This window comes from Faecalispora anaeroviscerum, assembly GCF_947568225.1.
Lineage (GTDB): Bacteria > Bacillota > Clostridia > Oscillospirales > Acutalibacteraceae > Faecalispora > Faecalispora anaeroviscerum.
Window position 1 is genome coordinate 1,353,788 of record NZ_CANOOQ010000001.1, and the last position, 25,289, is coordinate 1,379,076.

At 43.1% G+C, this 25,289-nt stretch carries 22 protein-coding genes; 4 read left to right on the top strand and 18 right to left on the bottom strand.

The window, feature by feature from the left end; all coding sequences use genetic code 11:
• Positions 1 to 8: 8 nt before the first annotated feature.
• Positions 9 to 1,574: a recombinase family protein gene (locus QOS46_RS06715; protein ID WP_283608357.1), complete on the top strand. Its 1,566-nt coding sequence runs from the start codon at positions 9 to 11 to the stop codon at positions 1,572 to 1,574.
• On the opposite strand, the gene QOS46_RS06720 is transcribed toward QOS46_RS06715, so the two are convergent.
• From QOS46_RS06720 to QOS46_RS06765, 10 genes are all read right to left on the bottom strand, one after another.
• Positions 1,476 to 2,135 (bottom strand): hypothetical protein, encoded by a 660-nt coding sequence (locus tag QOS46_RS06720; RefSeq protein WP_283608359.1) that lies wholly within the window; start codon positions 2,133 to 2,135, stop codon positions 1,476 to 1,478. The genes QOS46_RS06715 and QOS46_RS06720 overlap by 99 nt on opposite strands.
• Entirely contained in the window at positions 2,128 to 5,124 is a 2,997-nt protein-coding gene (locus QOS46_RS06725) for an HsdM family class I SAM-dependent methyltransferase (RefSeq protein ID WP_283608361.1), read from the bottom strand. Before QOS46_RS06725 ends, QOS46_RS06720 begins: the two co-directional genes overlap by 8 nt.
• A gap of 93 nt (positions 5,125 to 5,217) precedes the next feature.
• Complete coding sequence (locus tag QOS46_RS06730) at positions 5,218 to 6,204, bottom strand: hypothetical protein (protein ID WP_283608363.1); 987 nt, start codon at positions 6,202 to 6,204, stop codon at positions 5,218 to 5,220.
• A gap of 141 nt (positions 6,205 to 6,345) precedes the next feature.
• Complete coding sequence (locus tag QOS46_RS06735) at positions 6,346 to 7,986, bottom strand: recombinase family protein (RefSeq protein WP_283608364.1); 1,641 nt, start codon at positions 7,984 to 7,986, stop codon at positions 6,346 to 6,348.
• Positions 7,980 to 8,855, bottom strand: a complete 876-nt coding sequence (locus QOS46_RS06740) for a recombinase family protein (RefSeq protein ID WP_283608365.1) — start codon at positions 8,853 to 8,855, stop codon at positions 7,980 to 7,982. The genes QOS46_RS06735 and QOS46_RS06740 overlap by 7 nt, the downstream gene beginning before the upstream one ends.
• On the bottom strand, positions 8,852 to 10,426 hold the full coding sequence (locus tag QOS46_RS06745; protein WP_283608366.1) for a recombinase family protein: 1,575 nt from the start codon (positions 10,424 to 10,426) through the stop codon (positions 8,852 to 8,854). Before QOS46_RS06745 ends, QOS46_RS06740 begins: the two co-directional genes overlap by 4 nt.
• Positions 10,427 to 10,732: 306 nt before the next feature.
• Positions 10,733 to 10,888 (bottom strand): SHOCT domain-containing protein, encoded by a 156-nt coding sequence (locus tag QOS46_RS06750; protein WP_283608367.1) that lies wholly within the window; start codon positions 10,886 to 10,888, stop codon positions 10,733 to 10,735.
• Between the two features lie 11 nt (positions 10,889 to 10,899).
• Positions 10,900 to 11,277, bottom strand: a complete 378-nt coding sequence (locus QOS46_RS06755; RefSeq protein WP_283608368.1) for a recombinase family protein — start codon at positions 11,275 to 11,277, stop codon at positions 10,900 to 10,902.
• A 555-nt stretch (positions 11,278 to 11,832) separates the two neighbouring features.
• Entirely contained in the window at positions 11,833 to 12,246 is a 414-nt protein-coding gene (locus tag QOS46_RS06760) for a sigma-70 family RNA polymerase sigma factor (RefSeq protein ID WP_283608369.1), read from the bottom strand.
• Between the two features lie 1,297 nt (positions 12,247 to 13,543).
• Complete coding sequence (locus tag QOS46_RS06765; protein ID WP_283608371.1) at positions 13,544 to 13,858, bottom strand: hypothetical protein; 315 nt, start codon at positions 13,856 to 13,858, stop codon at positions 13,544 to 13,546.
• 194 nt (positions 13,859 to 14,052) lie between these two features.
• Between QOS46_RS06765 and tnpA the strand changes: the two genes are divergently transcribed.
• A complete protein-coding gene (gene tnpA, locus QOS46_RS06770; RefSeq protein ID WP_283608373.1) occupies positions 14,053 to 14,508 on the top strand; it encodes an IS200/IS605 family transposase in 456 nt (151 codons plus the stop codon).
• Between the two features lie 153 nt (positions 14,509 to 14,661).
• Here tnpA and QOS46_RS06775 read toward each other — a convergent pair whose 3' ends face one another.
• The 8 genes from QOS46_RS06775 to QOS46_RS06810 all read right to left on the bottom strand — a co-directional run bounded on the left by QOS46_RS06775 (position 14,662) and on the right by QOS46_RS06810 (position 23,598).
• Positions 14,662 to 15,321 (bottom strand): Crp/Fnr family transcriptional regulator, encoded by a 660-nt coding sequence (locus QOS46_RS06775; protein ID WP_283608375.1) that lies wholly within the window; start codon positions 15,319 to 15,321, stop codon positions 14,662 to 14,664.
• Between the two features lie 39 nt (positions 15,322 to 15,360).
• The gene (locus QOS46_RS06780; RefSeq protein ID WP_283608377.1) at positions 15,361 to 15,657 is read right to left on the bottom strand and encodes a hypothetical protein; all 297 of its coding nucleotides are present in this window, start codon (positions 15,655 to 15,657) and stop codon (positions 15,361 to 15,363) included.
• Between the two features lie 25 nt (positions 15,658 to 15,682).
• The gene (locus QOS46_RS06785) at positions 15,683 to 15,898 is read right to left on the bottom strand and encodes a heavy-metal-associated domain-containing protein (protein ID WP_283608379.1); all 216 of its coding nucleotides are present in this window, start codon (positions 15,896 to 15,898) and stop codon (positions 15,683 to 15,685) included.
• Positions 15,899 to 16,024: 126 nt separating this feature from the next.
• On the bottom strand, positions 16,025 to 17,905 hold the full coding sequence (locus QOS46_RS06790; RefSeq protein ID WP_283608381.1) for a heavy metal translocating P-type ATPase: 1,881 nt from the start codon (positions 17,903 to 17,905) through the stop codon (positions 16,025 to 16,027).
• A 304-nt stretch (positions 17,906 to 18,209) separates the two neighbouring features.
• Positions 18,210 to 19,361, bottom strand: a complete 1,152-nt coding sequence (locus tag QOS46_RS06795) for a hypothetical protein (RefSeq protein ID WP_283608383.1) — start codon at positions 19,359 to 19,361, stop codon at positions 18,210 to 18,212.
• A 52-nt stretch (positions 19,362 to 19,413) separates the two neighbouring features.
• The gene (locus QOS46_RS06800) at positions 19,414 to 20,559 is read right to left on the bottom strand and encodes an HlyD family secretion protein (protein ID WP_283608385.1); all 1,146 of its coding nucleotides are present in this window, start codon (positions 20,557 to 20,559) and stop codon (positions 19,414 to 19,416) included.
• A 25-nt stretch (positions 20,560 to 20,584) separates the two neighbouring features.
• Entirely contained in the window at positions 20,585 to 22,903 is a 2,319-nt protein-coding gene (locus QOS46_RS06805; RefSeq protein WP_283608388.1) for an ABC transporter permease, read from the bottom strand.
• Positions 22,897 to 23,598 (bottom strand): ABC transporter ATP-binding protein, encoded by a 702-nt coding sequence (locus QOS46_RS06810; RefSeq protein WP_283608389.1) that lies wholly within the window; start codon positions 23,596 to 23,598, stop codon positions 22,897 to 22,899. The genes QOS46_RS06805 and QOS46_RS06810 overlap by 7 nt, the downstream gene beginning before the upstream one ends.
• A gap of 204 nt (positions 23,599 to 23,802) precedes the next feature.
• Between QOS46_RS06810 and QOS46_RS06815 the strand changes: the two genes are divergently transcribed.
• On the top strand, positions 23,803 to 24,483 hold the full coding sequence (locus QOS46_RS06815; RefSeq protein ID WP_283608391.1) for a Crp/Fnr family transcriptional regulator: 681 nt from the start codon (positions 23,803 to 23,805) through the stop codon (positions 24,481 to 24,483).
• Between the two features lie 38 nt (positions 24,484 to 24,521).
• The gene (locus tag QOS46_RS06820) at positions 24,522 to 25,250 is read left to right on the top strand and encodes a Crp/Fnr family transcriptional regulator (RefSeq protein ID WP_283608393.1); all 729 of its coding nucleotides are present in this window, start codon (positions 24,522 to 24,524) and stop codon (positions 25,248 to 25,250) included.
• Positions 25,251 to 25,289 lie beyond the last annotated feature (39 nt).

Consider the following 25,289-nt stretch of genomic DNA (forward strand, 5'->3'; position numbering starts at 1 on the left):
GAAAGAAGGTGCGCCCAATTCGGAACACAGCAATATATGCCCGGTATTCATCGGACAAGCAAACAGAAGATAGTATCGAAGCCCAGGTGCGCGCCTGCCGGGACTATGCGGCCGCAAAGGGCTTTTATGTCGTGAACGTGTATGCTGATGAAGCAATTAGCGGCAAGGAAGCTGCTACGGCCAGCAGGAAGCAGTACCAGAAGATGCTCCGGGACGCTGAAAAGGGAGCCTTCGACACCATACTGATTCACAAATACGACCGCATAGCGCGTAACCTTGGCGAACACGTTAACCTTGAAAAGAAGCTGGATAGCTTGGGGGTTTCCCTGATTGCTGCCGCGCAAGACTTCGGTACCAGCAGCGAAGCAAAGATCATGCGCGCGCTCATGTGGTCGCTTTCGGAATACTACCTCGACAATTTATCTTCCGAGGTGAAGAAGGGCCACAAGGAAACGGCCCTGAAAGGGCTGCACAACGGCGGTGTGGCTCCGTTCGGTTACGATGTGGTAAGCCAGCACTATGTAATAAACGAGCTGGAAGCGGCCTATGTACGCAAGCTGTTTGACGCTGCTATGAACCGAGAAGGGTTTACCGATATTCTTCAGGAAATGGAAGCCGGCGGCATAAAAGGTAAGCGCGGCAAGTCCATCAGATACCCACAGGTTTATGAAATGCTGCGGAATGAAAAGTATACCGGGGTGTATACTTATAGCCCACAGCAGGAGGAGCGGCGCACAGATCGGCGAGATAAGCCGAACGCGATTAGAATAGAAAACGCCCTGCCGATGATTATCAGCAAGGCGCAATTTATGGAGGTGCGAAAGATTATGTCAGAGCGGAAGCAGACCGGCAAAAAGGCCGGGTATCTGTGCAGCGGGCTTGTATATTGTGAGTGCGGGGCAAAAATGCACGCTATGAAAACTCATCGTAAAGGGCATGAATATACCTATTTTGCCTGCTCTAAGAAGTGCGGCGCCCCGGTGATCCATATGGACGAAGTAGACGAGGCGGCTATTAATTACCTGCATGAGCTGCTTTCCTCTGAGAATCAGCAGAAAATCATGCTTGCCCTGCGTCAGTACCAGAGCGGCGAACGGGGCCGCATGGACGAATTCAAGGCTGTTCTTTCCAAGCGGATAGCAGAGAAGCAAAAGCAGTATGATACCCTCATGAAGAACCTGTCCAGCGCTGCCCTGCCCGCTGAAATCATTGCAGATATCGGCAAGCAGATGCAAGGCCTGAAAGAAGAAATCGCCGCCCTGCAGGCCACGGAGCCGCCGAAAGATTTCACTGTGGAGCAGATCACCGCATGGCTGAACGCATTAAAGGCCAGCCCGGACGATAAGGCTATACATCTGCTGGTAGAGCGCATAGACATAAAAAATAAGACGGTTGCCAACATAACAAGTACGTTGAAAACCGTCTTAGGTGAAACTGTGTCATTTGCTCAATTTAGATGCATGGCTGAATTGCATTTATGCAACAAAATCAAAAAACATATGATGTATAGTTATTTTTTGATTGTCAGTGATTCGTGTATGTACAGAACTATATTGCGGATCAACAACCAATAACTCTCTACTCAAATTCTGATCAGGATTTGTTTTCTGGATCATCTCCTTTAAATCTCCAGTTATGTCAGAGATATTCCCAGATAAAACGTATCCAACCATAGCTGATACAGAAGATTTCGAACTATAATAGCCGGTTATAAAATGCTCAACGCCCGTTTCTACATATCGCTTAATCTTTGAACTATCTTTTTTGTAAAGATTTTTACATTCGGCTCCAAAATAGCCATCCTCTTTTTGCCATGCACGAAAGCAAAAATCAATAGTAGGAGATTTTCTCTTGCTCTTTGCCATAGTATCATCAGCATATTGATTTACCGGAACGATGTGTAATGCTATTCGAGAGGCCCGGTTTTCCATTGTCCATCTGGTATATACTTTAATATACCATTCTTGCGTTATTTCATCTTCTGAGGATGAAATGCAAATTGCATTGTCCGACTTAAGATCATGATACCCCAGCCACATCACTTCGAATATCTCTTTAATACCACCTGAGCCCAATTTTTTGGCAATATCTTTGGGTACAGCATTTGATGCAGCAATATATTTTATACTACTCATTTGCGTTCCTCCATGCTTTCATAATATCTGCGAAAATTTCATCTGCATCACGACATGCTGCAGAGTACGTCCAATACCTATTTTGATTGGGCTTAATGATAAACACTTCTTCTTTATTATAGACTCGGACGTTTCTTTTAACATAAACACTTTCTGAACGCTGATCAAGTAATAAATCGTCAAGTTCTTTTAATAAAGTATTCAATTCCGTGTTATCAGTCTGTCCATCGATGGTTCCTATATCGCTCCCACCAAAATTAATGCGAGCTATTGACAGAGGAGCAGCACCTGCATATATTTTGCAAGTAAACATAATTGTCTTATCAAGAGTGTTTTTTAAAACATCACATATTACTTCAGAATAGGTCTGCAAGCTTTCTTTATCAGGTAATGTGAGTGCTTGAGATTTCCCTTTAGCATTAAAATAGTCAAAAACAAAATTTATTGCATCTTCCACAAGTTTAGTTTCATAAGGGGTAAAATGAAATTGCTGATATACAAAACTATCAATTTCAGAAGAATTCACTTTTAAACTACAAGAAATCTTATCATATAAAGTAACTGCCTCATTAACCGCCTCTTCGGTTGGAGTAGGAATCGGAGTAGACAAAATTTCGCCAGCTTCCAATTCGTCACGTTCTACTAACCATCGTCTGCTTGTCATAAGCTGATAATAAGAAAAGGCTTTAGAATTTATAAGAATACATAAATACTTTAATACATTTTCATCTCCATGAACCCCCAGAAGACTATGGTTAAATACAGCATCATAATCAAGAAAAGCAGCTAGAAAATTCCACTTTTTAGGGCTTTGTTTAATGAGTAAATGTGGCGCTTTAAAAATGACACGATTTTTCTCTACTGTACATTCAAAACCATCATCATTAAGAGAATGCAACGTTTCTTGATCCATACAAAAAGGTGTAACGCTTTTAGCATAGACCATAGGCTTCGTTAAAAACTCTGGGCATGATTTCTTCCTATTCCCTCGTTTAAATCCTTCTGCTTTACTCATTCCTTCTTGTTGCAAAAATACGTCAAGTGTTGGATTCATTGAAATCATTTTATTAATTAAATCTAAATCCCTAGGTCCACCCCACATTGCGATTTTCCATATGAGATCATCATTTATAATGTCTCTTGGTATACGACAAATATCAACTGGCTCAATCAGGAACCTTCGCCTGTCCTCAATCGAATAAACTGGTTTTGGTGTACAATAAAAAATCGGAGATGTTTTCAATGATTTCTGAGGCGTAAATATTACCCCTACGGCTGGACCAGTAGCATGTTCAAACAATACCTTTCTGAAAGCAGAGTAGTTTATTATAACAGAAACATCGTAACTATCAAAAAACTCCTTTCTGTACGTTGAATTTGTGCTAGACCGATTAAACAAAAATCCTTTACTGGGCATAAGCAAACAGACGACTCCTTCGGGTTTACATAATTCAGCAGACTTCCACGAAAAGGCCTGAGCAATCTGTTTATCGCCGATCGTGTGTCGTGTCTTTGTAATGTATGACTTAGCATTCACCGACAGCTGGCTCTCCCAAGGAGGATTCCCAATTATAATATCAAATCCGATTTTCTCGAATTCACCGTTTTCTACAAAAAAATCACTAATGAACAAGTTGTAATGTACTAGTCTCGGGAACTCCAGTTCTTCCCATATGCATCGAGGCTCAAGATAATCACACATTGTCAAGCTCAGGCTGAAAGAAGCTATTCGAATTGCTTCTTCATTACAGTCAACGCCAAATATATATTTCTGCATTAAGCAACTTAGCTTTTCACTGCTTATCTTTGTCGTGCTTTGACTGTACATCCATTTTCCAACAATTCTACGATATGCTTCAACTAAAAAAATTCCAGACCCACAAGCGGGATCAAGTATTTTAATCTGTTTATATTGTCCCTCCCATGGCAAGACCTCATCCATTAGCATTTCTACTAAGTGAAAAGGAGTATAGTAAGTTCCTTTATCGTCATCTTCCCCAGTATCACTAAGATGAAAAAAAAGTTCATAAATACTACTAATTAGTTGTATTGGAATTACATTAAATGAATATAGTGACCATAAGGTCAATTGACTATTACGAAAGTCAATCGCTCCCTTAAGAAAAAGCCTCAATTGCTCCAAATCCTCCTGAGAAACAACTTTTTCTTCCTGTTCAATAAGTGGAAACATGTCACCATGAAAATGTTGTTCTAAATTACGAAACAAATCATAGGTTGCCTTTTTGCTTACCAATACATCTGTATATTTTTTTGCTTCTGGGATAAAAGACTCATAAAAATTTGGTGGAAAAACGGTGCTTCCCTTAGAATCCTTTCGTTCTTCTAAATATTTGATTAGTATAGATCTACCTAAAAGTCCATGAACGATTGCAACCGGATTAATCTGTTGCCTTTTATCTGCTGGAACTTTGTTATTTATTCTATCTAATAATGACTTGCGCATAAATTTTAAATTGTTTATCAGAGTTGTATCAACACGGTTTTGGATGTTAAACCGTTCATTGTTCTTTCTCCAATATTCTCCGGATTCTAATTCTAGTCTATTGTATTTTTGCAGTTTACGTTGAGCTTCAAGTTTCTTAACCAAGTTTACAGTCTCTATCAAGCCCTTCTCTGGGTCCAATTTTCCATCTTTTTCTTTTGGAGAAGCGTAATTATTATATATTAGTAATTGATCAGGCAATACAATAAAAAGCAAAGGAGCTTCTCCCATATTCCAAGACAGCCGATGCAATTCTGCAATTTTTTGTGAATCATACTGATTCATTGCAGAAAAATATATCAATGGTGTTTTAGGAACACCATCGGAATCACGTAAAAAATATACAGCATCTATATTTAGTTTTTCTTTTACATGTAAATAAAACTGTTTTTGATAAGTAGTCATTTTCTTGCTGTCATCAGATGCTAAACCATTTTGTTCTTTTATATCTAATGAACTAAAAATACTTCCAAGGATTCCTTGCATCAATAGTTCCTCCTAATTATCGTTTAATTTAAACGATAAATACAATCGAGCTTATTCAGTTTTTCATCTGATAGCTCATTTAGAAAATACAAACTACAGTTGATAGTAACACTCAGTTGTAACTATCTTTGAATTAATGTATTGCTCCCATTCTATATTATTGCTTTGAACATCAATTAAACAGCTATTTAAAAGCTCTCTACTTGCACCTGTCAATTTCATGATAATGCTATCATTTACGCCACTCTTTATTAGTTGTGTAATTCCAAATTTAACTATACCAGTTAAATTTGTTTGTTGAATTGCTGTTTTCATAAAGTTGGGTATCCCAGAATCACTTGTAGCGTCGCCCCATTGTTCCCCATTTGCATCAACAAATAAGAATTCTGAGGATACGAACTTTTGATGATATTTCGCGTACTTTTGGAATTGAACGGACAAATTCAATGGCAATCTAATTTTAAAATCATTAATTAATATGGTGTTTTTAAGGGCGTCCAAATCTGCATATCTTAATTTCCTTACTTCGCGATATGTTGCACCAGTTAAAATTATCAGTTTCATGCATAAAGCTGCAGCAACTCGCCTAAAGTCCGTTTCGTCAACTTTTTCATCAAACAAGGAAACTTTATCTATTGTGGAATCACACCAATCGATTAGATTGTCGATTAACTCAGCATCTAATTTCATAAGGGACTCTTTGGGCTTAAGTTTGTCATATTTGTTGATGAAAATATTAGTTTTTCTGCTATAAGATTTTTCTCGGGTAACTGGATTGGCTAACTCTCGTTGAAAATCATCGTTTTGATAATTCGAATTATTTAGTACATACTCAAATAGCTGTCCAATTGCTACAAAATATTTCTTTGCAGGTTCTTTCTTTTTTATCTGCCCAAGGTCAATAAAATATTTCAAGCTTTCGATAATCTGTTCAGTATTCATACCATTAACCATAAAATCTTGTTGAGGGGGAAGTTTAAACTCTCGTACAGTCTGCATATAATGCAGAAAATTGGTAATGTCATTAGAGTAGTCGGGGTTATTTAGTAAAAAACGTTCCTTAAGCTCCATAAATTCCATGAAAACACTCCCCTAAACAATCAATCTTATAAAATATAATATTCCATTGAATAAAAAAAGTCAATCAATTCATATATTTTATTAATATTATTTGCTCGACTTCTATATACGAGAGTACGCGATGTTTTTTAGTGGTCATGTCTATTGCAGCTCTTTCTCTATTTCAAACCCGCCCTTGAAGGTAATCCGTATCTTGTCGGAAGAAGCCACTGTAACCTTTGCAATCAATTGCTTCACCAGCGCCTCATCGTATTCATTGAGATTAAAATTTGCTTGCTCCAGTATCTCGAACAGCTCTTTCATCCGGGCGTTGTTGTTTTGAGAGATGACCCGTCGCTGTTCATGATCCCGTAGCCTGTTTTGCAGTTCCGTGCGTTCATCGGATATTTCTTTGAATTTCGCATCGAAATAGTCGGCGCTGGCAGATGAGCGGGAACTTAATTCCACCAGATCCATCATAACGCTGTCCAGTTCCGCGATCCGGGCGTTGACGGCGGCGGTATCAATAGTGTCATCTTCTGCATCCAGCGCCACACGAAGACTGTGCTTCAAGGTATCGATCAGCTCGTCCTTATCTTCAACAAATCCGCAAATAGCCTTCATAATAGCATCCTGCAGCTTGTATTCTTCTATGGTAGGCGACTCTTTACAGTATTTTGTTCCGTTTTCCAGCCGGTTGATGCACCGCCATACAACCTTCTTTTTTCCGTTTCTGGCCCATGTAACCCGGCGATATCGTGCGCCACAGCCACCGCAAATGAGAAGCTCCGACAAAGCATATTTGCTGCTGTACTTGCCCTGCTCGGTTTTGGTGGCTTTCTGCGACACCTTCCGTTTGCTGGCTCTCCGGGCAATTTCCTCCTGCACAAGGTTGAACAGCTCTTTGGAAATGATCCCCTCATGATTGCCGGTGACATAGTATTGCGGGATTTCCCCTTGATTCTTCTTGCTTTTCTTGGTCAGAAAATCCGTCACATAGGTTTTCTGCAATAGAGCGTCCCCAATGTATTTTTCATTTCTGAGCATATACCGGATGGCGTTGGTTGACCATACCTTTTTGCCGGTGCCGGAGAAGATACCCTCCGATTCCAGTTCCTTTTTGATTTTGACGATGCTGTATCCGGACAGATAGCTTTGGAATATCCGCTTGACGATGGCGGCTTCCTCCGGTACAATTTTAGGCTTACCATCCTCGCCCTTTTCGTAGCCAAGAAAGCGGGAGTATTGAAATGTCACTTTGCCATCTCTGAAACTCTGGCGCTTGCCCCATGTGACATTCTTGCTGATAGATTCGCTCTCGGCCTGTGCGAAACTGCCGAGTAAGCTGATGGTCATTTCGCTGGCCATCTGCATGGTGTTGATGCCCTCTTTTTCAAAAATGATGGGGATGCCTTTTTCTTTGAGCTTACGGATATAACCGAGGCAGTCCAGCGTATTTCTTGAAAATCGGGAAATGGATTTGGTCAGCACCAGATCCACCTTGCCTTTTTCGCACAGCTTCATGAGTTTCAAAAACTCAGTACGTTTCTTTGCGGAGGTTCCGGTGATGCCCTCATCCGCGAAAATACCGGCCAGCTTCCAGTCCTTGTTCCCGTTAATCTTCGCCGTGTAATAATCGATCTGTGCCTGATAGCTGGACTGCTGTTCCTCTTGGTCAGTGCTGACACGGCAGTAAGCGGCCACACGCAGTTCCTTTTTTCTGGCACGTCCCTGCAAGGTGATGGGATTGGCAGGAATGACGGATACGGTTTTCTGAACCGGTGATATGGTTTGTGTCAGCATATCAGTGTGCTCCTTTCCGTGGTATTTATATCTATGATTTGATTGTTTATCAGTTTCAGATGTGCTGTACCATCCGGTTCCAGCAGCACCTGTTTGACGGTTTCCTCAAACAGCGCGGGATCAAACTCTGTGAGCGGCTGCTGGCTTTGAAAGCGTTTCTGAAGCTGCTCTGTTAAATATTCGCTTTCGTAGTCACTGCAGGCTGCATATTTCTCGGCGGCACAGTTGAAAATGAGCAATTTCGCATAATCGCTGTCCACCTCGGTTTTTTCCAGCTCCCGGTTGATCTGATTGTTCAACTTGGTGACGTCCAACGACGGTTCGTAAGGACGGCGCTCACGCTGCCCTAAAATCTCCGGCTGTGCGATGACAGTGTTCAGGGCAGTACAGATGCTCTTCAGTAGGATTTCGTCCGAAATACGCCGTCCTGTGCGTCCCTCGGCTTTGCCGCACCAGCTTTCATATTCAGGATTGCGGCCATCCCGCTCGTATTTGCTCCCGCAGTCAAAGCAATACAGCTTTTTGCGGATTATATTTAATCCTTCAGAAAGAGGCTGACAAATATTTTTCTGTTGAATGATTTCGGAAACGGCGTGATAGCATTCTGGCTCAATCAAAGAAGGAAAGCCTTTCTCTCCGGTGTATCTCGGATTTTCCAGTATCCGTTTTACCATGTGCTTGTTCCATTTGGGACTGTCTGCCTTATAGGGGACGGCTCCTGCGGACATTTTCGCGGCGATGGATTGATAGGACAGACCGGATAAGTAATCGGCATAGATACGTCTGACCGCTTCCGCTTCGGTTTCATTGATTGTCAGCACTCCGCTTACGATATGGTATCCGAAGGGAAGGTATCGGTTTTGCTTCATCGCCCGAACACCTCCTTTGGGAGCCTCTCGGTAAATTCAAGGCCACCGATCATGCGGAACTTCAACTTATCCTGATCGGTAACGATAATTTTGTCCACGATGCTGTGAAACAGCACCTCGTCGAAACCGGTGAGGTAAGGTGCGCCCTTGTCGATGATCCCGATCAGCAGTCTGCAGTCGGCAATCATTTTGTCATCGGTGTCGCGCTCTAAAAGTCGGCGACGCTGTGTCCGCAGAATGCTGATCCGCTGGTTGATTTCATTGGATTTCTGCATAAAAAGAGCAGAATCCATGTAACCTTTCGACCGCAGTCGATTGAGTACAAGATTCTGCTTGGTGAGTTCCGCGATTTCCTTATTCAGTTCTCCGACCTTGGCATTATTCATAGTGGAAATGGATTGCAGCGCCAGAAGCTGGTCGAGAACCGGAGTGAGGATAGAGCGGCTGTTCTGTTTTAACTTGTTATACAGACGAGTGAAAGCCTGATAGATGGCATCTTCCCGAATCTGCTGAAGCTCACAGAGATCTTTCCCACGGTCATGGGTTCTGCATACCCAATAGGCTTTTCCGTTGGTAACCTTGCGGCGGAAGGTTGCTCCACATTTTCCGCAGTGGATTTTCAGCGACAAATTGAATTGTGTTCCCGTACCCTTATGGGGATTTTGTTGCTTCCTCAGTTTTTGCAGCACCTTGACCTGTTCAAATTCGGCCTTGCTTATAAGCAGCTCATGGGAGCCTGTCACATAATAACGGTCTTTTTGCCCGGTGTTTTTCACCTTTTGAAACGGCAGGGTGTCGGTGGTGAAGGATTTCTGTAACAGGGAGTCCCCAATGTATTTTTCGTTGGTGAGGATATATTGGATTGCCGTGTGATGCCATCGAGACTCACCGTCCTTGCGGGGGATACCCTCTTTTGTCAGCTCATCGGCGATGGCATCCATGCTCTTGCCGGACAAATAGCTGCCGAAGATTCTGCGGACTACCGGCGCTTCCTGCTCATCGGGAATCAAAATGTTATCGACAAGCTGGTATCCGTAGGGAGCGTTGCATGTGATAAAATTCCCGCTTTGCATCCGGCGCAGATAACTCCAGCGCATATTGTTGGAGATGGATGAGGATTCCTCCTGCGCGACAGTGCTGAACATCCCCATGATCAGTTCATCGTGCATTTCTGCGGTTTTGATCCGCTCTTTCTCAAATTCCACCTCAACGCCGAGGGCTTTCAATTCCCGCAGGGCGGCAAGGCAGTCACGGATGTTCCTTGAGAATCGGGAAACGGACTTGACCAGAATCCGGTCAATCCTGCCTTTGCGGCAGTCGTTCATCATTCTTAAGAAATCGTCCCGTTTGTCGGTTCTGGTGCCGGTGATGCCTTCGTCGGCATAAATGTCGACCAGTTCCCATTCCTCATTGCCGGTGATGAGTTCCGTGTAGTAGTCCACCTGCGCGGCAAAGGAATTGAGCTGATCATCCGAGTCGCTGCTGACTCTGGCATAAGCGCAGACACGCAGTTTTTCCGGCGTGTAATCATAAATCGGGTGAATTGGTTCAATAACTTGTACCTGTGGCATAATCGCCCACTCCTTTCGTGTGAGTTCGATACCATTTGGTATCAGCTACATACACTACCATGTATGATTTAAGAAGTCTACAACATATTTCAGACACAAATCAAATGGGATATACTGTAGATGAGTTGTGATTAGGCTAAACATTACCAAGGATCTGTAGAATCCATTTGTTGTGACCAGCCACTCATTCTCTTATCTGTTAGTTTAGTTTTAGATGGTCGGGTCTTAGAATCCATATAAACCGCATGATCAGACACAGGCAAGTAGAATGTCACATAGATGCGGGAATAGCTATCACAATATCCACTAAATTGACCGGAGCAGGGGATGATATTTTCCGGCTGTGTATTCCTCTGCTTTTTTATATTCCTGCGGGGTAATTTTTCCCTGTTCCAGAAGGGAGGAAAGGAAGCCCCGCGCCATTTGATACTTGATTTCATTCGTCAGTTTTTTCTTGGTCATAAGAGCGCCTCCTATCTGAGCAATTGTGAAAAGAATGCGCCCTGCCGCCCAATGGTGATTTCACCTTCCAGCGGAGAATACACCTTTACACCACAGTCATTGAGCTGCCGGATGAAGTCAATGGTTTTCGCCGTATCCCGACCGATACGGCTGACGGAATGGACGATCAAAGCATCCAGTTCACCTGTTTGGGCGGCTGCCATAGCTTCCTTTAAGCCTGAGCGGTCAAAATCCAGCCCGCTGCCTAAATCCTCGGAAGCTCCGACAACCTCAAAGCCCATCTGACGGGCATAGCCGTCCAGCTTTTCTTTCTGATCTTTCAAAGCACCGTGCGTATCCTCCGGTGCGTCAATGCGGCAGTAAAGCCACGCTTTTTGCTTTGTATCCATGATAATTTCCTCATTTTCAAAAATTTAATGCCACATGCATAAGGACAGCCGCCGTTTAAAGAGCAGCTATCCTCATGGTATCTGGCATCAAATCGCCAGTCTTGTTCTTCGTTTTTTGCTGCTCCTATTCGACACTACTTCCCGGAGCTGGAGCCGATTGGCTCTACAGGGCAGTCAGTTCAGACCGGCCTTGGTCAGTGGCCGTCATGGGAATCTCACCCCAGCCGGGATCTCCGGCTGCCGCCCCCATTGCGATGTCTGTGGCTGGACGGAAGTATCATGATAGGCTGTCCCGGTCTTGGCGGTACGATCCACCACGGATCGTTTTCCGGACAAACATGATCGCTTTGCACCTTTGATGCTATCGTTTTTACAAACAGCTCTGACCTGCCTGCAGGTGGTCTTGGCGTGTTCTCCGACGCCGCTTTCGCTTATCGCGCGGAACAGCTAACGTATCTGAACTGCTGGATATGAAATTTTCAAGGAACACGGAGGATTAGAAAAATCCCCCTCACTTCTATAAAGGAAAAAGTGAGGGGGTGTACAACTGAAAAATCAGATTTTTATCATATTTTTCAGTTTGGACAGTATTTTCTTTTTGCGCTTACTGATGGTCTGTTGCGTTACAAGCAGTTCATCAGCCAAATCCGCTTCCGTTTTGTCATATAAGAACAATTCATAAATCAATTTCTTTTCTTCCGGTTCTAAAGCGGAAAGAGCCAATTTCAGCTTTTGTAGTTGCTCCTGCGCTATGAGCTTGTCCTCAACACTCGGCTGATAAAGAGTAAATTGAAGCTCCACGTGAACGCCGTCCTCCTGAAAACGCTCCAAGGAGAGTTCAAAATCATGAGCAACCTTGTTTTGATATCTTTCTGCCTCACGATCTTTATGGTAAGCGTAATAGACCGCCTTGCTGACCTCCACGCGCTGGTGTTTCACGACAATCGTATATTTTTTATTTTCTGACATATGCTTGTCCTCCAATTTTTCAAATTTGATTGAAAACGAAGGACAAGAAGGCGGCGACCGACAGCGGGGAATGATCCCAAAAGAAACAAAAAAAGCATACCTGCAGACATAACTGTCCGTTAGTACGCTCTTACAATTTAGTTCGTGTTCTACGTGCTTTGCCGGTTCATATTGGTGACCGCAATACTCCCATGAGCAGCTTGGGCTTTTTTTGACAGTTTACCAATTAAGGCAGCATATACAAGGCTGTCCGCTTCATCACGCTCGACCGCTAATTAATAGCGGTCGGCTGAAGTTCAAGGCATATCGAGCACACATGAAAAATCCCTCCAAACCGCAAGTCTGGAGGGTGTATGTAATGAATGCATGAAGAGAGCCCCACCAAACTCACGCTTTTTGTGTGACAGAATACTTACTAAATAGAAAAATCTGTCACAAGAACACATTTCTGCAATATTACACGATGGTAAAGCTGATATTGGTAATATCCCAAATATGGTGTAACTCTCCATTGTCAGGTGAGATATAAAAAAACGAAAAAAGTTTTGTTTTATGGTAGGGAAAGAAAAGCAAATCGAGGTAGATGATCGAGAAATACAGAATCAAAGGCATAAATGATGTCCATGAATTTGTGAGGATGCTAATCGCGGAGGCTATTCAGGCGGCCCTTGATGCAAATCTTGAATATGAACTGAGCTACTTCAAATACGATTACAAGAACAAACAATAGAAGAAACAGTTATTCCCAAAAGGCGGCTCAAGGGTACCATGCGGCCAAGCAGGGCAAATATGGTTCTCTGCCCATTAAACAGCATCAAACAGATGTATCCGCTATTGAGGATAAGGTCATTTTTCTGTATTCATATGATTTTCACCCGCGATATCCAGAAGACCAAGCAGAAGATGTACGGCATCGACATGGACGACAGCCGCGTATCCAAGATCACAAATAAGATTGCCGCTAATCCGGAAAGGGCAGGAGCAATCTCCCCAAAGCGTCTAACATTGCCCCTTCTGCTCGGGATGATGGGGCACAAAATACCTAACCGTAAAGTTTAGCGGGTAAATTGGAATGATCTATCCGCTATGTTCAAATACTCGCTGGAAATCTGAAAGTTGATTTACGCGACCCATGCCATTCAAAACTTTAAGCTGCATCTCCGAACGCTTATCAAGACCAAAAGCACTTATATTTTTGATGATACGCTAATAAAAATTTTATATATTACCGACATTGTGTAAAACACGATGTTGCTTTTTAACTCTATAAAATCGTAATAGCAAAGGCTTTCAGGCGTTACATAGCTGACAATATCGCATCAATCTGCGACAGAGCCTTATAGGCGTTCTTATATGCCGGGCAAGCATCTGATGGAATTGCATAGTTTCTTGTGAGGTTTCTGAGTTTTTCCAGTAAGGCTGTTGTCCTGCCAGTATCCATTCCATCTTCAAGTACGGCCTGCAGTTCGTCTGTTATCTGTTCAACTTTCATCAGCTCCGGATGTTTCGCCCCATGTATTTTCTGCACTCTCGGCAGGAACATATTCAGTGTCTTAAATGATTTTTGTACAGATTTTGGGCAGTTCTTTAAATGATTTGATCTTCCAAACATCTATTGTCCTCCATTCCTTTTTTCTCATTATACTGGAGACTTTCGCTGCTTACCTTGATTTATATCAAGTTCACTAAATTTATTAAAATATAGGGTTTAATACCCCGCCCTTAGAGGGCGCTATATACCGCGCCGCTTGCGGCACGTCAAAAAGGAGAATAGAATGAAGGCATCAAAACAAAGGAAGATAGGGAATGGGAGAAAGTGAAACAATCCATCTTTCGCATAACGTTTCGGTGCTAATCTACCATTTTGTGTGTCCAGCAAAATACAGGCGGGTAGTATTTGAAGAAGATGTTGATGAAGAACTCAAAAATGTATGTGTGGAAATAGAAAAACGCTATGATATAAGATTTTTGGAAATAGGGACGGATAAAAATCATGTGCATTTTCTTGTACAAAGTACGCCAAAAATGAGTCCGACGGAAATAATCACAATGATAAAGAGTATTACAGCGAGAGAAATATTCAAAAGATGTCCTGAAGTAAAGAAAAAGCTATGGGGCGGACAATTTTGGACAGATGGTTTCTACGTCAGTACGGTCGGTCAACACGGAAATGAAGAAGTTATCCGAAAATATGTCCAGAATCAAGGAACAGAGAAAGAATATAAATCTTTGCTCGTGCAGCAACTTTCCATGTTCGAGTGAAAATTACCTGCCAACTCGGATACCCCGCTGCTTGCGGCGGGGTAGTTCATTGAAATCTATAAAAATAAGGCAGAAACCATAAACGTTCATGGCATCTGCCTCAGAATCCTGTTGTTCCTGTTTCCTGTTTGGCTAACAGGTACGATTCACCCATTATAACACATTTCCCAGTGCGTCTTTCTGTAATAGGTTTATATTTTTCCCCGACCGCTCCAGCAATCTATCATCTTCAAACTGCCGCATCCGTCTTGAAAGGGTCTCGGGCGTGGTAGCTAAAAATGCTGCCAACTCCTTCATAGACAATGGAAGTACGAATGTATCCGCTCCGGCAACCTTTGATAGGTCAATCAGGTAGGAAGCGAGTCTTACTGCGACACTTTCCGTCGCTGTGCGGGTAGTCAGTTGGTCTGCCTCTGCCAGTCTGCGGCTGTATTCTTCTAGTAGCCTGACACTGATAGCAGGATATTGTATGAGTAGCTTCATGAATTCCTCACGCCCTATGACACACGCTTCAATATCTGTCAGTGCTTCCCCGAAGCTGTTCGAATTGCAGGAGCCAAATAAGGTGTCTTCTCCTATGACATTTCCAGGTTCCAGTACACGAAGCAGCTGTTCCTTTCCAGAACCTGAAAGCTGATAAACCTTGATTCTGCCTTTTGCAAGGATGAATAATCCGCTTGATTTATTGGGGGAATAAATAATTTCTCCTTTTGCATAACTGCAGTGTTCCATGATTTCGCTGATTTTCTCTAGGTTTTCGTGACCTAAGTGATTGAAAATCGGCACATTCTCTGCACATACGTGTCCGGACATTTTTTCCCTCCATTCCGAAAGCGTTTTGGCGAGGTTCTTTTAAGCAGCCTTGCTTATATTTTCTGTAAGCTTTGCCAAAAGCTCATAGGTTCTACAAAAAGTAGCACATGCATCTGCGGGAACCATAAAACTTCCTGTTATGAATTTCAGTTCATCTAACAGCTTAGCCATTTCTTCACTGCTTTTACCGGATTTTTCACTTTTAAGAATGTCTGAATAAATTTCTCCCACTCTGGAAAGCTCCGGATGGTTTCCGCCGTGAACACGCTGTACAACTGGTAAGATCTTGTTTAATTCCTTTACATCGCTACTATTTACAATTTCCTGATATGTCATGTTAACTCTCTCCTCTTTTTTATTCTTATGAAAGCTTCAATACTTCATAGCCGATACTTCTGACAACCTCGGCGAGCTTTTTAGGTTCCGTTGTCTGTTCATCGTACTGCACCTTAGCTTTACTGGAGTTGAACAAGATGGACACAGAATCCACTCCCGGAGCATTCTTCAGTACAGTCTCGATTTTCTGTGCACACATAGGACAAACCAGTTCACTCAACTGCATGGTACATTTTTTCATATGAAATTCGCTCCTTTTTCATTGATATCATGATTTTAACATGGGTTGCTTATAAAATACTTGATGCAGATCAACTTTTTACAATCTATGATTAAGACTGCGCTTTTTTCATGGACTCATAGCCCTTCATGATTTCTTTGTTCTATGAAGAAGCCGCATAGCATTCAGGGTGACCACCAGGATACTTGCTTCATGTATGAACATGCCGCTTGCCATGCGGATATATCCGACAAAAAGTCCCGCTAAAAGCAACAGCACCGTACCGACGGCAATCACGATATTCTGTTGCAGGACACTGACTGTTCTTTTTGCCAGCTTTACCGCCACCGGGATGCTCTCAAGGTTGGAGCGCATCAGAACCACATCCGAGGTTTCCACAGCCACATCTGTTCCGCCTCCCATGGCAATTCCTGTGTCAGCTGCAGCAAGTGCCGGGCTGTCATTAACGCCATCCCCTACGAATGCAACGATTCTACCTTCTCTTTGCATCTTCTGTATTACGGAAAGCTTATTTTCAGGCAGAAGTTCTGCCTGTACTTCATCTATTCCAATCTCTGCTGCAACTGCTTCTGCTGTCTTACGATTATCTCCCGTGAGCATCACTGCCTTTTTGATGCCCAGACGCTTTAGATTTGCAATCGTTTCTGCTGCGCCATCCTTAATCTTGTCAGAAATAGTAAAGAGCAATAAGATCTTTCCGTTTTCAGAAAGCAGCACTGTGGATGCGCCATTCCCTTGTGCCTCTTGTAAATCCCGCTGCTGTTCCTCCGTCAGGGTGATCCCCTGCTCCGTCATCATCCGTCCACTACCTGCCATCATGACATTTCCACCTATGTCAGCACGAACTCCAAGTCCTTTCAATGTCTCACTGGCAACCGCTTTTTCCACTGCAATATCCTGCTTCTTTACATAATTCACAATTGCCTTTGCCAGCGGATGATCGCTTGTACTTTCTAAGGCTGCAGCCATCTTCATAGCGCTTGGAATATTTTCTGTGTAGCTGTAAACCTTTGTCACATCAGGATGACCTATAGTAAGTGTTCCTGTCTTATCAAACAGGAAGGTATCCACCTTGGCGAAGGTTGTCACGCTGTCACCGCCTTTTAACAACACACTATCTCTCGCACCGCGGCCGATACCAGCCACGTTGGCTACTGGTGCCCCAATGACCAGGGCTCCCGGACATGCAAGGACAAGAACGGTGATTGCCGTATCCAGGTTGCGGGTAATGAGCAGGACAAGTGCTGCAATTACAACGACTGCGGGTGTATACCATTTGGCAAACCTGTCAATAAATCGTTCTGCCGGTGATTTTGCATCCTGTGCTTCCTCCACAAGTGCGATGATCTTGGAGAAGGTGGTATCTTCTCCCACACGGGTTGCACGCATCTGTAAGGTCCCACTGTCAAGGATGGTTCCGGCATAGACCTGATCTCCAACCACCTTATGAATTGGAACGGATTCGCCGTTGATGCTTGCCTCATTCAGATACCCTTCTCCGAATTCGATGATACCATCAACGGCTACCTTTCCACCAGTCTTAACCAGTAGCAGGGTATTCTCTTCCACTTCAGCTGCGTCAATCTCCTCTGGTTCAGCTGTCTTGCTCTCCAATCTCCATGCAGTGGCCGGTGCCATCTCTGTAAGCATCCGGATGGCACTGCGGGTCTTCTGCAGCGTGCGCTGCTCCAGGTATGTTCCGAATTGGAAAAGAAAAGTCACGATAGCTGCTTCGCTGTATTCTCCGATAAACAGTGCACCAAGTACTGCAATGCTTACTAAAACTTCAATGCCAATGGCTTTCATCCTAAGTCCTGTGATTGCCCGAAAAAGGATTGGTAGCCATGCTAACACTGTGGCAACGAGATAACAAATGATTGTGGCTGTTCTCATATCTGTCAAGTGCTCTGCCAAATATCCTAAGACTGTCAGTATACCTGCTGCAAATGTAAAAGGTGTCGTATACTTCTTAAAAAATTGGTTCAGTTTTCGATTCCATTTATTCATGTGTATCTACCTCCTAACTGTCTGAATCATAACAGATCCTGTCAGGAAAGTAATTGACGTGGATCAAAAGATCTAAGGACACGCTAAAATATTGACTGTTTAAATTAGAAAATATGACTCAAGTTACCCCCATAGGTCATAAATAAAGTGTGATTGCAAAAATCATGTCTGTTAAGCGATTTGTAGCAGATAGATAGCTAATGCATATGGAAAGCTCTCCAAACCCACAAATCTGGAGGGGAAAATGATATTGCTTATTGAGGCATGATAATAGCCCCGCATTATTAAGATGGCAAAACTGGTATCATGATGCTGGAAGCCCTTTTGCAATCCACTTGTAGGATTCAATTTCCCAAAAGAGTTCTGCTGAAGCGATCTTAACGGCTAAATTCTGCGCAAATGTATCATTCCTTGCGTTGTCATATTCCATGGATGACATTAGACCTGAAGAATATTTTTTTTGTGTCTGACTTTCATAAAGCCTTGAAGTTTCCAATTTCTGTTGGGTTGCTACGAGCACGAAATGTTGTTTTTGTATCGTATAAAGCTGCTTTTCAAGCGACGCCCCGATATTTTGAAGTTCCACTTCGGTTAAGTTGCTGTTTGATGTTTTCCGTTCACGGTCTTCGATGGTTTCATCACCCAACAGTGCACGTTGCTTTCGTTTGATCTGCACATTATAACTGGCATCCTGTGCCGCCGCAGTATCTTTTTTCAGATCTATTTTATTCACATAAGAGATATCCGGATCCGGCATGGAACCAAAGATGATAGAGTCACCGTAGGAATGGCCTAAAAGCCGGTTCATCTGCATATCAATCTCTTTTGACTGGCTCTGAAGGCCGGCGATGCTGTTGTCCATCTCAGCCAGTGCATCTTTGGCCTGCGAAACCCCAAGAGACGTTCCAAGCGTCAAGTCATATTTAATCTGTGCGACTTTTTCGTTGTTTTGCAAAATCGCGCGGGTATTTGTCAGTTTTTGCAGATTATATTGTAATTGATAATGTACCGAAAACAGGCTTTGCGCGGTTCTTACAAGTTGATAATTCGCAAGGTCTGCCTGAAGTTCCTTGAGCTGATAATCATCATCCGAAATATCTTCCTGTGTGTCCAGAAAAGCAGAAAGGGTTGAGAGTGCAACATTCGTACCCTGCGCAACAGTCTTTAATTCTGCCGAAGCCTGTGGATTTCCGATGATCGCCGTCAGACTGGAAGATGTTTTTGAAATCATATCAGAAAGTTGGGAATATTTTTCTTTCATTTCACTTTCATTATCTAAGCTTTTCAACAAAAAATTATTACTATTCACCTGTAAATTGCAGCCTAAAACCATTTGTTCCACTTTCGAATATTCAACGGTGTATGCAGTTGTATCATCTGCGAATGCAGGGACCGACATGTTCAAGGAAAGTAACGCTGTTAAAGCAATTGTTGCAATTGATTTTCTTTTTTTCAAGAGAATTCCTCCTTACCTATAAATATAAAAGGTACTAGTATCAATTGGTTTTTTATTTCATTCCCTTTACGCTGCTTTCTCTGGAAAAATGCACATCCGAGGTCAGGCCTGGTTTTATAAAATCACTTTTTTCATCTGTTTTAAGCTGAACTTTTATGATACGGTCGCCATCCTTTTCCACTGCCTGATTTGAAATCTGAATAATATGCCCTGGAATTTTCATATTCTTGTTGGATGTAGGGACAATATACACTTTGCTGTCTGCGGATATCTGCCCGATAAATTCCTCCGGAACCTCCGCACTGACATAGATGCTGTCGGCGTCAATCAGATTGATTACTTTCTGAGCTGTTTGGCCGCTGATGATGGTACCCCTGACAACGTTGATTTCCTCTACTATTCCTGAATTCAGATTGGAAATAATGTTGTTTCCAGAAAGATATGGTTTCTTTGTTTTTGCGCCCATCAGATCAAGATCGATCTGTGCGGCATTGGCGCTGTTTTCCTGCTGGCTGAGCTGAACTTCCTTGCTTTTTAATTGAGTGTTTAGATTATCGAGCTCCTCCTGGAGCGTACGCTTGGTTTTTGTAATGCTATTCTTCGCATCTTTTACAGCTTTGACCTTTTGATCCAGTGCATCGGAATACTTACTATAATCGGATTGGGAGATCACGCCGTCACTCAGCAGCTTTTGGTATTTATTTAGGTCGTCTTGGGCCTGCTTTTCCTCCTTTTGTGCTAGTGAAAGAGTGTTCTGCAACAACTGCAGTTCGGGTTTGCTCCCATTGGTGAGTTCTTCCGTTTTGTAGGCAATTTGATTCTTTAGCACTGTAATATCAGCTTTCAGTGCAGCCTGGTCGACATTATTGATGGAAGCTTTAGTCGAATCGGCCTGCGTCTGCAGTTTCTTAACATTTTTCTGGTAATCGTCGGTGGACAGCGTAATCAGTGTGCTTCCGAGTTGTACAGTATCTCCTTCCTTAACGGCGATGCTTTCAACACGTGCCGGGAAGTCGATGCTGATCTGGTATACGTCATTATATTTGACTTCGCCCCAAGCTACAATATCTCCGCTTTGTCCGGAACTTTCAACAGACGAATTTGCTTGTGCCGCCGGTTGGCTCTTTTGGCAGCCGGAAAAGAACAGCAACAGTACAGCTGTTAATGCCGCTAAATATTTTCTCTTACCTAATCTCATACTTAACAGGACCTTCCTTTATCAATTATTCTACACTCTTCAGCGCCTGAAGCATGTCGATGGATTTTATTCTTTTACGCACAATATGGTTTACAATGGCCGCGAATGCCAGTGTTATCACCGCCGCAATCAGAATTCTGTCTGCGGCAACATGGCTGATCAAATCGAAGTCGTCGCCGAACCCATCGGCAATCGTACCGGCAAGATATTTTCCAATAGGAATCCCAAATATAATTCCAATAATGATAGAAAAAGTATTTTCCGCTAGCACCAGTGGCCGGATATTTTTTTGATGGAAACCCAGAACCTCCAATGTGGCAAGATCCCTTACACGTTCCGCAAAATTCAGCATTCCCATGTTATAGAGCACTACAAAAGCCAGAATCGCACCCGACACAATCAGCAAAAGGGAAGTGCCGAAGATTGCGCTGAGATTCCCCTCAAAATCAGATTTCTGAGTTGTCCTGTCCGTATAGCTTGTTATGTAACCGCTGTTTAGAAAGTCATTATTTTTTTCATTCCATTTAACCAACAGCGAGGTGGGGTTAAAATTCTCGCCAATTTTCTGCCAGTAACCGTCCGTCATATAGATTCCCTGTGCGCTTGGCATATAGACGATTTTCATGATTATAACAGGATAGTACGTATCGCTGCTCCGCTTCAGGTTTACGGTGTCACCGACTTTTACATGCATAAGTTCAGCAAGCTTCCTCGTCATGACAATTCCCGTATCGGGAAGCGTAACGCTGTTTCCCTCCGCATCCTCAAGATGAATCAGCGGGCTCTCCTTGGAAAAGACGGAGACGGCGGTCATTTTCCGCAGCCCCTCCTTTGTTGTAAGCTGGACAGAACTTTCCTCCATATCCTGCACTGTTCCGTCGAGATTCAAATTCCGGATGGCTTTGTCGGTGGTATCGCTGTCCAGAATAACTTTCTGGTCATAAGAGTATGTTTTTTCATAAAGTGTTTTCGGAATACCTGATACCAGATCAAACAGGGCAAGGGCGCCAATAATCAGCCCCACACAGCCCGAGACACCAAGGATGCTTACAGCAATTCTGAATTTATTGCGCATAGCGTTCCTCGCAATCAGTTTTTGGCTGAATTTCATATGCTTCCAGACATAAGGAAAACGTTCCAGAAAAATATGGGACCCTCTTTTCGGCGTTTTGGCCCGCAGTAAATCAGCCGGCGTTTCATTTTGAAGCTTCAGGCACGAAAGGAAAGAGATTCCCGCAGTAAAAGTTATTATAATAGAAGCACCGAAAAGGAACTTTGGAATGTTTACAACCATAGTCTCAGCGGGAAAAGTCATCAGGTTTTTGATTTTCGAAAGCAACAGCCTGCCAATCACGTTCGGCCCAAATATGATTCCCACGAAGATTCCCAGCATGCCGACAAAAATGCCATATGAGGTATAATGCCATAAAATGCTTTTTCTGCTGTAACCAAGGGCTTTCAATATCCCGATCTGGTTGCGCTGGTCTTCTGTCAGCCGCATCATTGTGCTAAAAGTAATCAAGGCGGTAACCAGAAAGAACATAAACGGAAACACCGTGGCAAGCGACTGGAATTGGATGACCTTGGCATTTGCGAAATTAACGCCGCGGTTATCGGTTTGAACCATTACAAAGTTGAGCTTTCTTCCAAATATGGAGTCCATCTGGCTCTGTATTGCCACAGCGTCCGCTCCCTTAGCAAGCTGAACTTCAACCTGGTTGTAGGGTTTCAATCCTCCGTAAGCAGAGGCAATTCGATCCTCATCAATCGCGATAAATCCGTATCTTTTCGGGTCTGGCATCATGGAAGCAGTGTCTTTAGTTGCGTATATGTTTTCGCTGCTGAGGGCGAGTGCTTCAATGGTTGTGTCTATTCTTTTATCGTTTACCTCTATGGTAAGGGTATCCCCAACAGAAAGATGATTGGCCTGCGCAAAGGAACGGTCAAGGATTGAGCCACGCTTACTGAGCTTTTTTCCAGCCATTATCACTGACGTGTCAAGCGTATTTCCCGACGGAACTGCATATACCCGTAATGTAGGCTTTCCGTCAATACGGGCAGTAGCATTATTTACTGTGAAACGCTTTTCTGCCTTCTGTACGCCTTTTATATTTCGGACTCTCCACATGTTCAGTTCGGATGGATTTGAAGCCGCTACCCAGAAATCTGAAATATTGGTATCTCTATAAAAACTCTGGGAGTGGGCGTCAATTGTTGTCCATATGGTGTCCAGTCCAACCGACATACCGACGGCTAATGTTGCCATGATAAAAATTGACAGAAACTGCGACCGGTTTTTTTTCATATCCTGGATGGATTTTTTAATGAGTGCGCCCTTTACCATACAATTTCCTCCACCGGCCGCGGATGCTCGGTATGCTGGATTTCGCTTATCTGCCCATCCCGCATATGAATGACGGTATCTGCCATTTCGGCAATTGGAGCATTATGAGTGACCACAACCACCGTTTTTCCCATATCTCGAGCTATGTCGCGAATCAGCTTCAGTACAATGCGCCCGGTACCGGAATCCAGGGCACCAGTAGGTTCGTCGCAAAGCAGAATCTGCGGATTCTTTGCCAATGCCCTGGCGATGGATACCCGCTGCTGCTCGCCGCCAGACATTTGGCCGGGAAAATTGTTCTTTCTTTCTCCCAAACCCACTCGCTCCAGCATTTCCGCTGCATCCAACGGATTTTTGCAGATTTCTTCTGCAAGCTGTACATTTTCTAATGCCGTCAGGTTGGGAACCAGATTATAAAACTGAAACACAAATCCGATTTTATCCCTGCGGTACGCAGTCAATTCCCTTGCTCCCAGCTTTGATATATCTTCGCCGTTTACCGTGATTACCCCTTTCGTCGGCGAATCCATGCCGCCCAGCATGTTCAGTACGGTTGTTTTTCCCGCTCCGCTTTGTCCGAGCACAACATTAAACGATTTATCTTCAAGAGAAAAGCTGACTTCCTTTACGGCCTTTATGATACTGTCTCCTACAATATATTCCCGTTCCACTCCTTCAAATTGAATAAGACTCATCCCAGACCCCCCTCATAGAGATATAGGTCATTTGAAAACTTGGTTCCTTTTCACTTAATATCGGAATTGGTCTTGATGCTTGTTTAAAAAATAAATTTTCCAAATATAAATTCTCCTTTCATTTCCATTTCATTTGTATTATAATCAAAAGCAATAAAAAAGAGAGTAACATAGGTTACTCTTTGCAAAGAAGATGATAAAATTATGGAAGATTTAATTTCAACGCTGGCATCGATCAGCCTGTTCCGGTGCTTTTCAACCCAAGAATTATCGATGCTTTTTAAAAAAGAGCATTACCGTGTCAAGCGATACGCCAAAAACGCTGTGATACACTTTCAAAACGAAAAGTGTGTCAATCTTGACATTGTTTTACGTGGGACGGTTTTGGTTCAAAGAATCGATTCAAACGGTGATATGCTCACCCTTTGCAGCTTTATGGCCGGTGATTCCATAGGTGAAAACCTTCTTTTCTCGCGTAACAATCCGTATCCCATGACGATGACCGCGAAATATAATACGGATATTCTTCACGCGGACAAAGAGTTAATTCTATCACTGTGCCAAAGCAACAGCGGATTTCTGGAGAACTTTCTCCAGTCGATTTCCGACAAAACACTGATTTTGGCAGGAAAAATTAAACTTCTTTCTATGAAAACAATCCGCCAGTGCATGATTGAATTTTTACTTTATGAATGCCGAATTCAGAAAAATACAACGATACGATTGGAAGTATCCAAAAAAGAGCTTGCAGAAAAGTTGGGGGTTCAAAGACCATCCCTATCCCGCGAACTGAAGAAAATGCGCAATCAAAACCTGATTGCCTATGATGCCAAAAGCATAACAATCATCGATATGGAAACGCTGAAAAGACTTCACACCGAGTGATAAATAAAAAAACCGATAATAAAGGAGTGACACGCTTCATGGAGAAATGTGAAGTATGCGAGGCACAATGCTTACATAAGCTCTGCATGCACAAAGTACCGATTTTTTCATCCTTAAATCAGGATGAAATGACCCATATTGTTTCTATTATCCGCCACAAAAAATATCGAAAGGAAGAAACGCTTCTTTCAGAGGGAGATCCGGCGAACGCCTTTGTGATTGTCAGCGAGGGAAGTGCCAAGGCTTTTAAAATTACGCCGGACGGCCGGGAACAGATTCTGTATGTATTTTCTGAAGGAGACTTTTTCGGAGAGCGCAATCTTTTTGAAAGGCAGGTATCCACCTACACCGTGGAAGCGCTGGAACCGGTCAGGACATGTTCTTTTACAAAGGAAAGTTTCTATGAGCTACTTCACGCATATCCGGAGATTGCAATAAAAATTATTGAAGAACTGGAAAAGCGGATTTCTCACATGGAAAGCGCCCTGCAAAGCATGGGGGTGCGCAGTATAGACGACCGTGTCAGCGCACTGCTCCTTGATTTTGCCGAAAAATATGGAACTTCCGTGCCGGACGGCACACTAATCCGTCTACCGCTGAGCCGTGAGGGTATGGCCAATTACCTGGGAGTCGCGCGTGAAACAGTAAGCCGAAAACTTGGTCTATTGGAAAACGAAGGAATCATCCGCTCGAACGGAAACAAAAGCATCCTGCTGCTGAATCGCGATATGCTTGAGTCATCGGCTGGAAAATCTGTGGATATTTAATTTACCAACAAGGCATAAAAATTTGATTGCAATCACAGA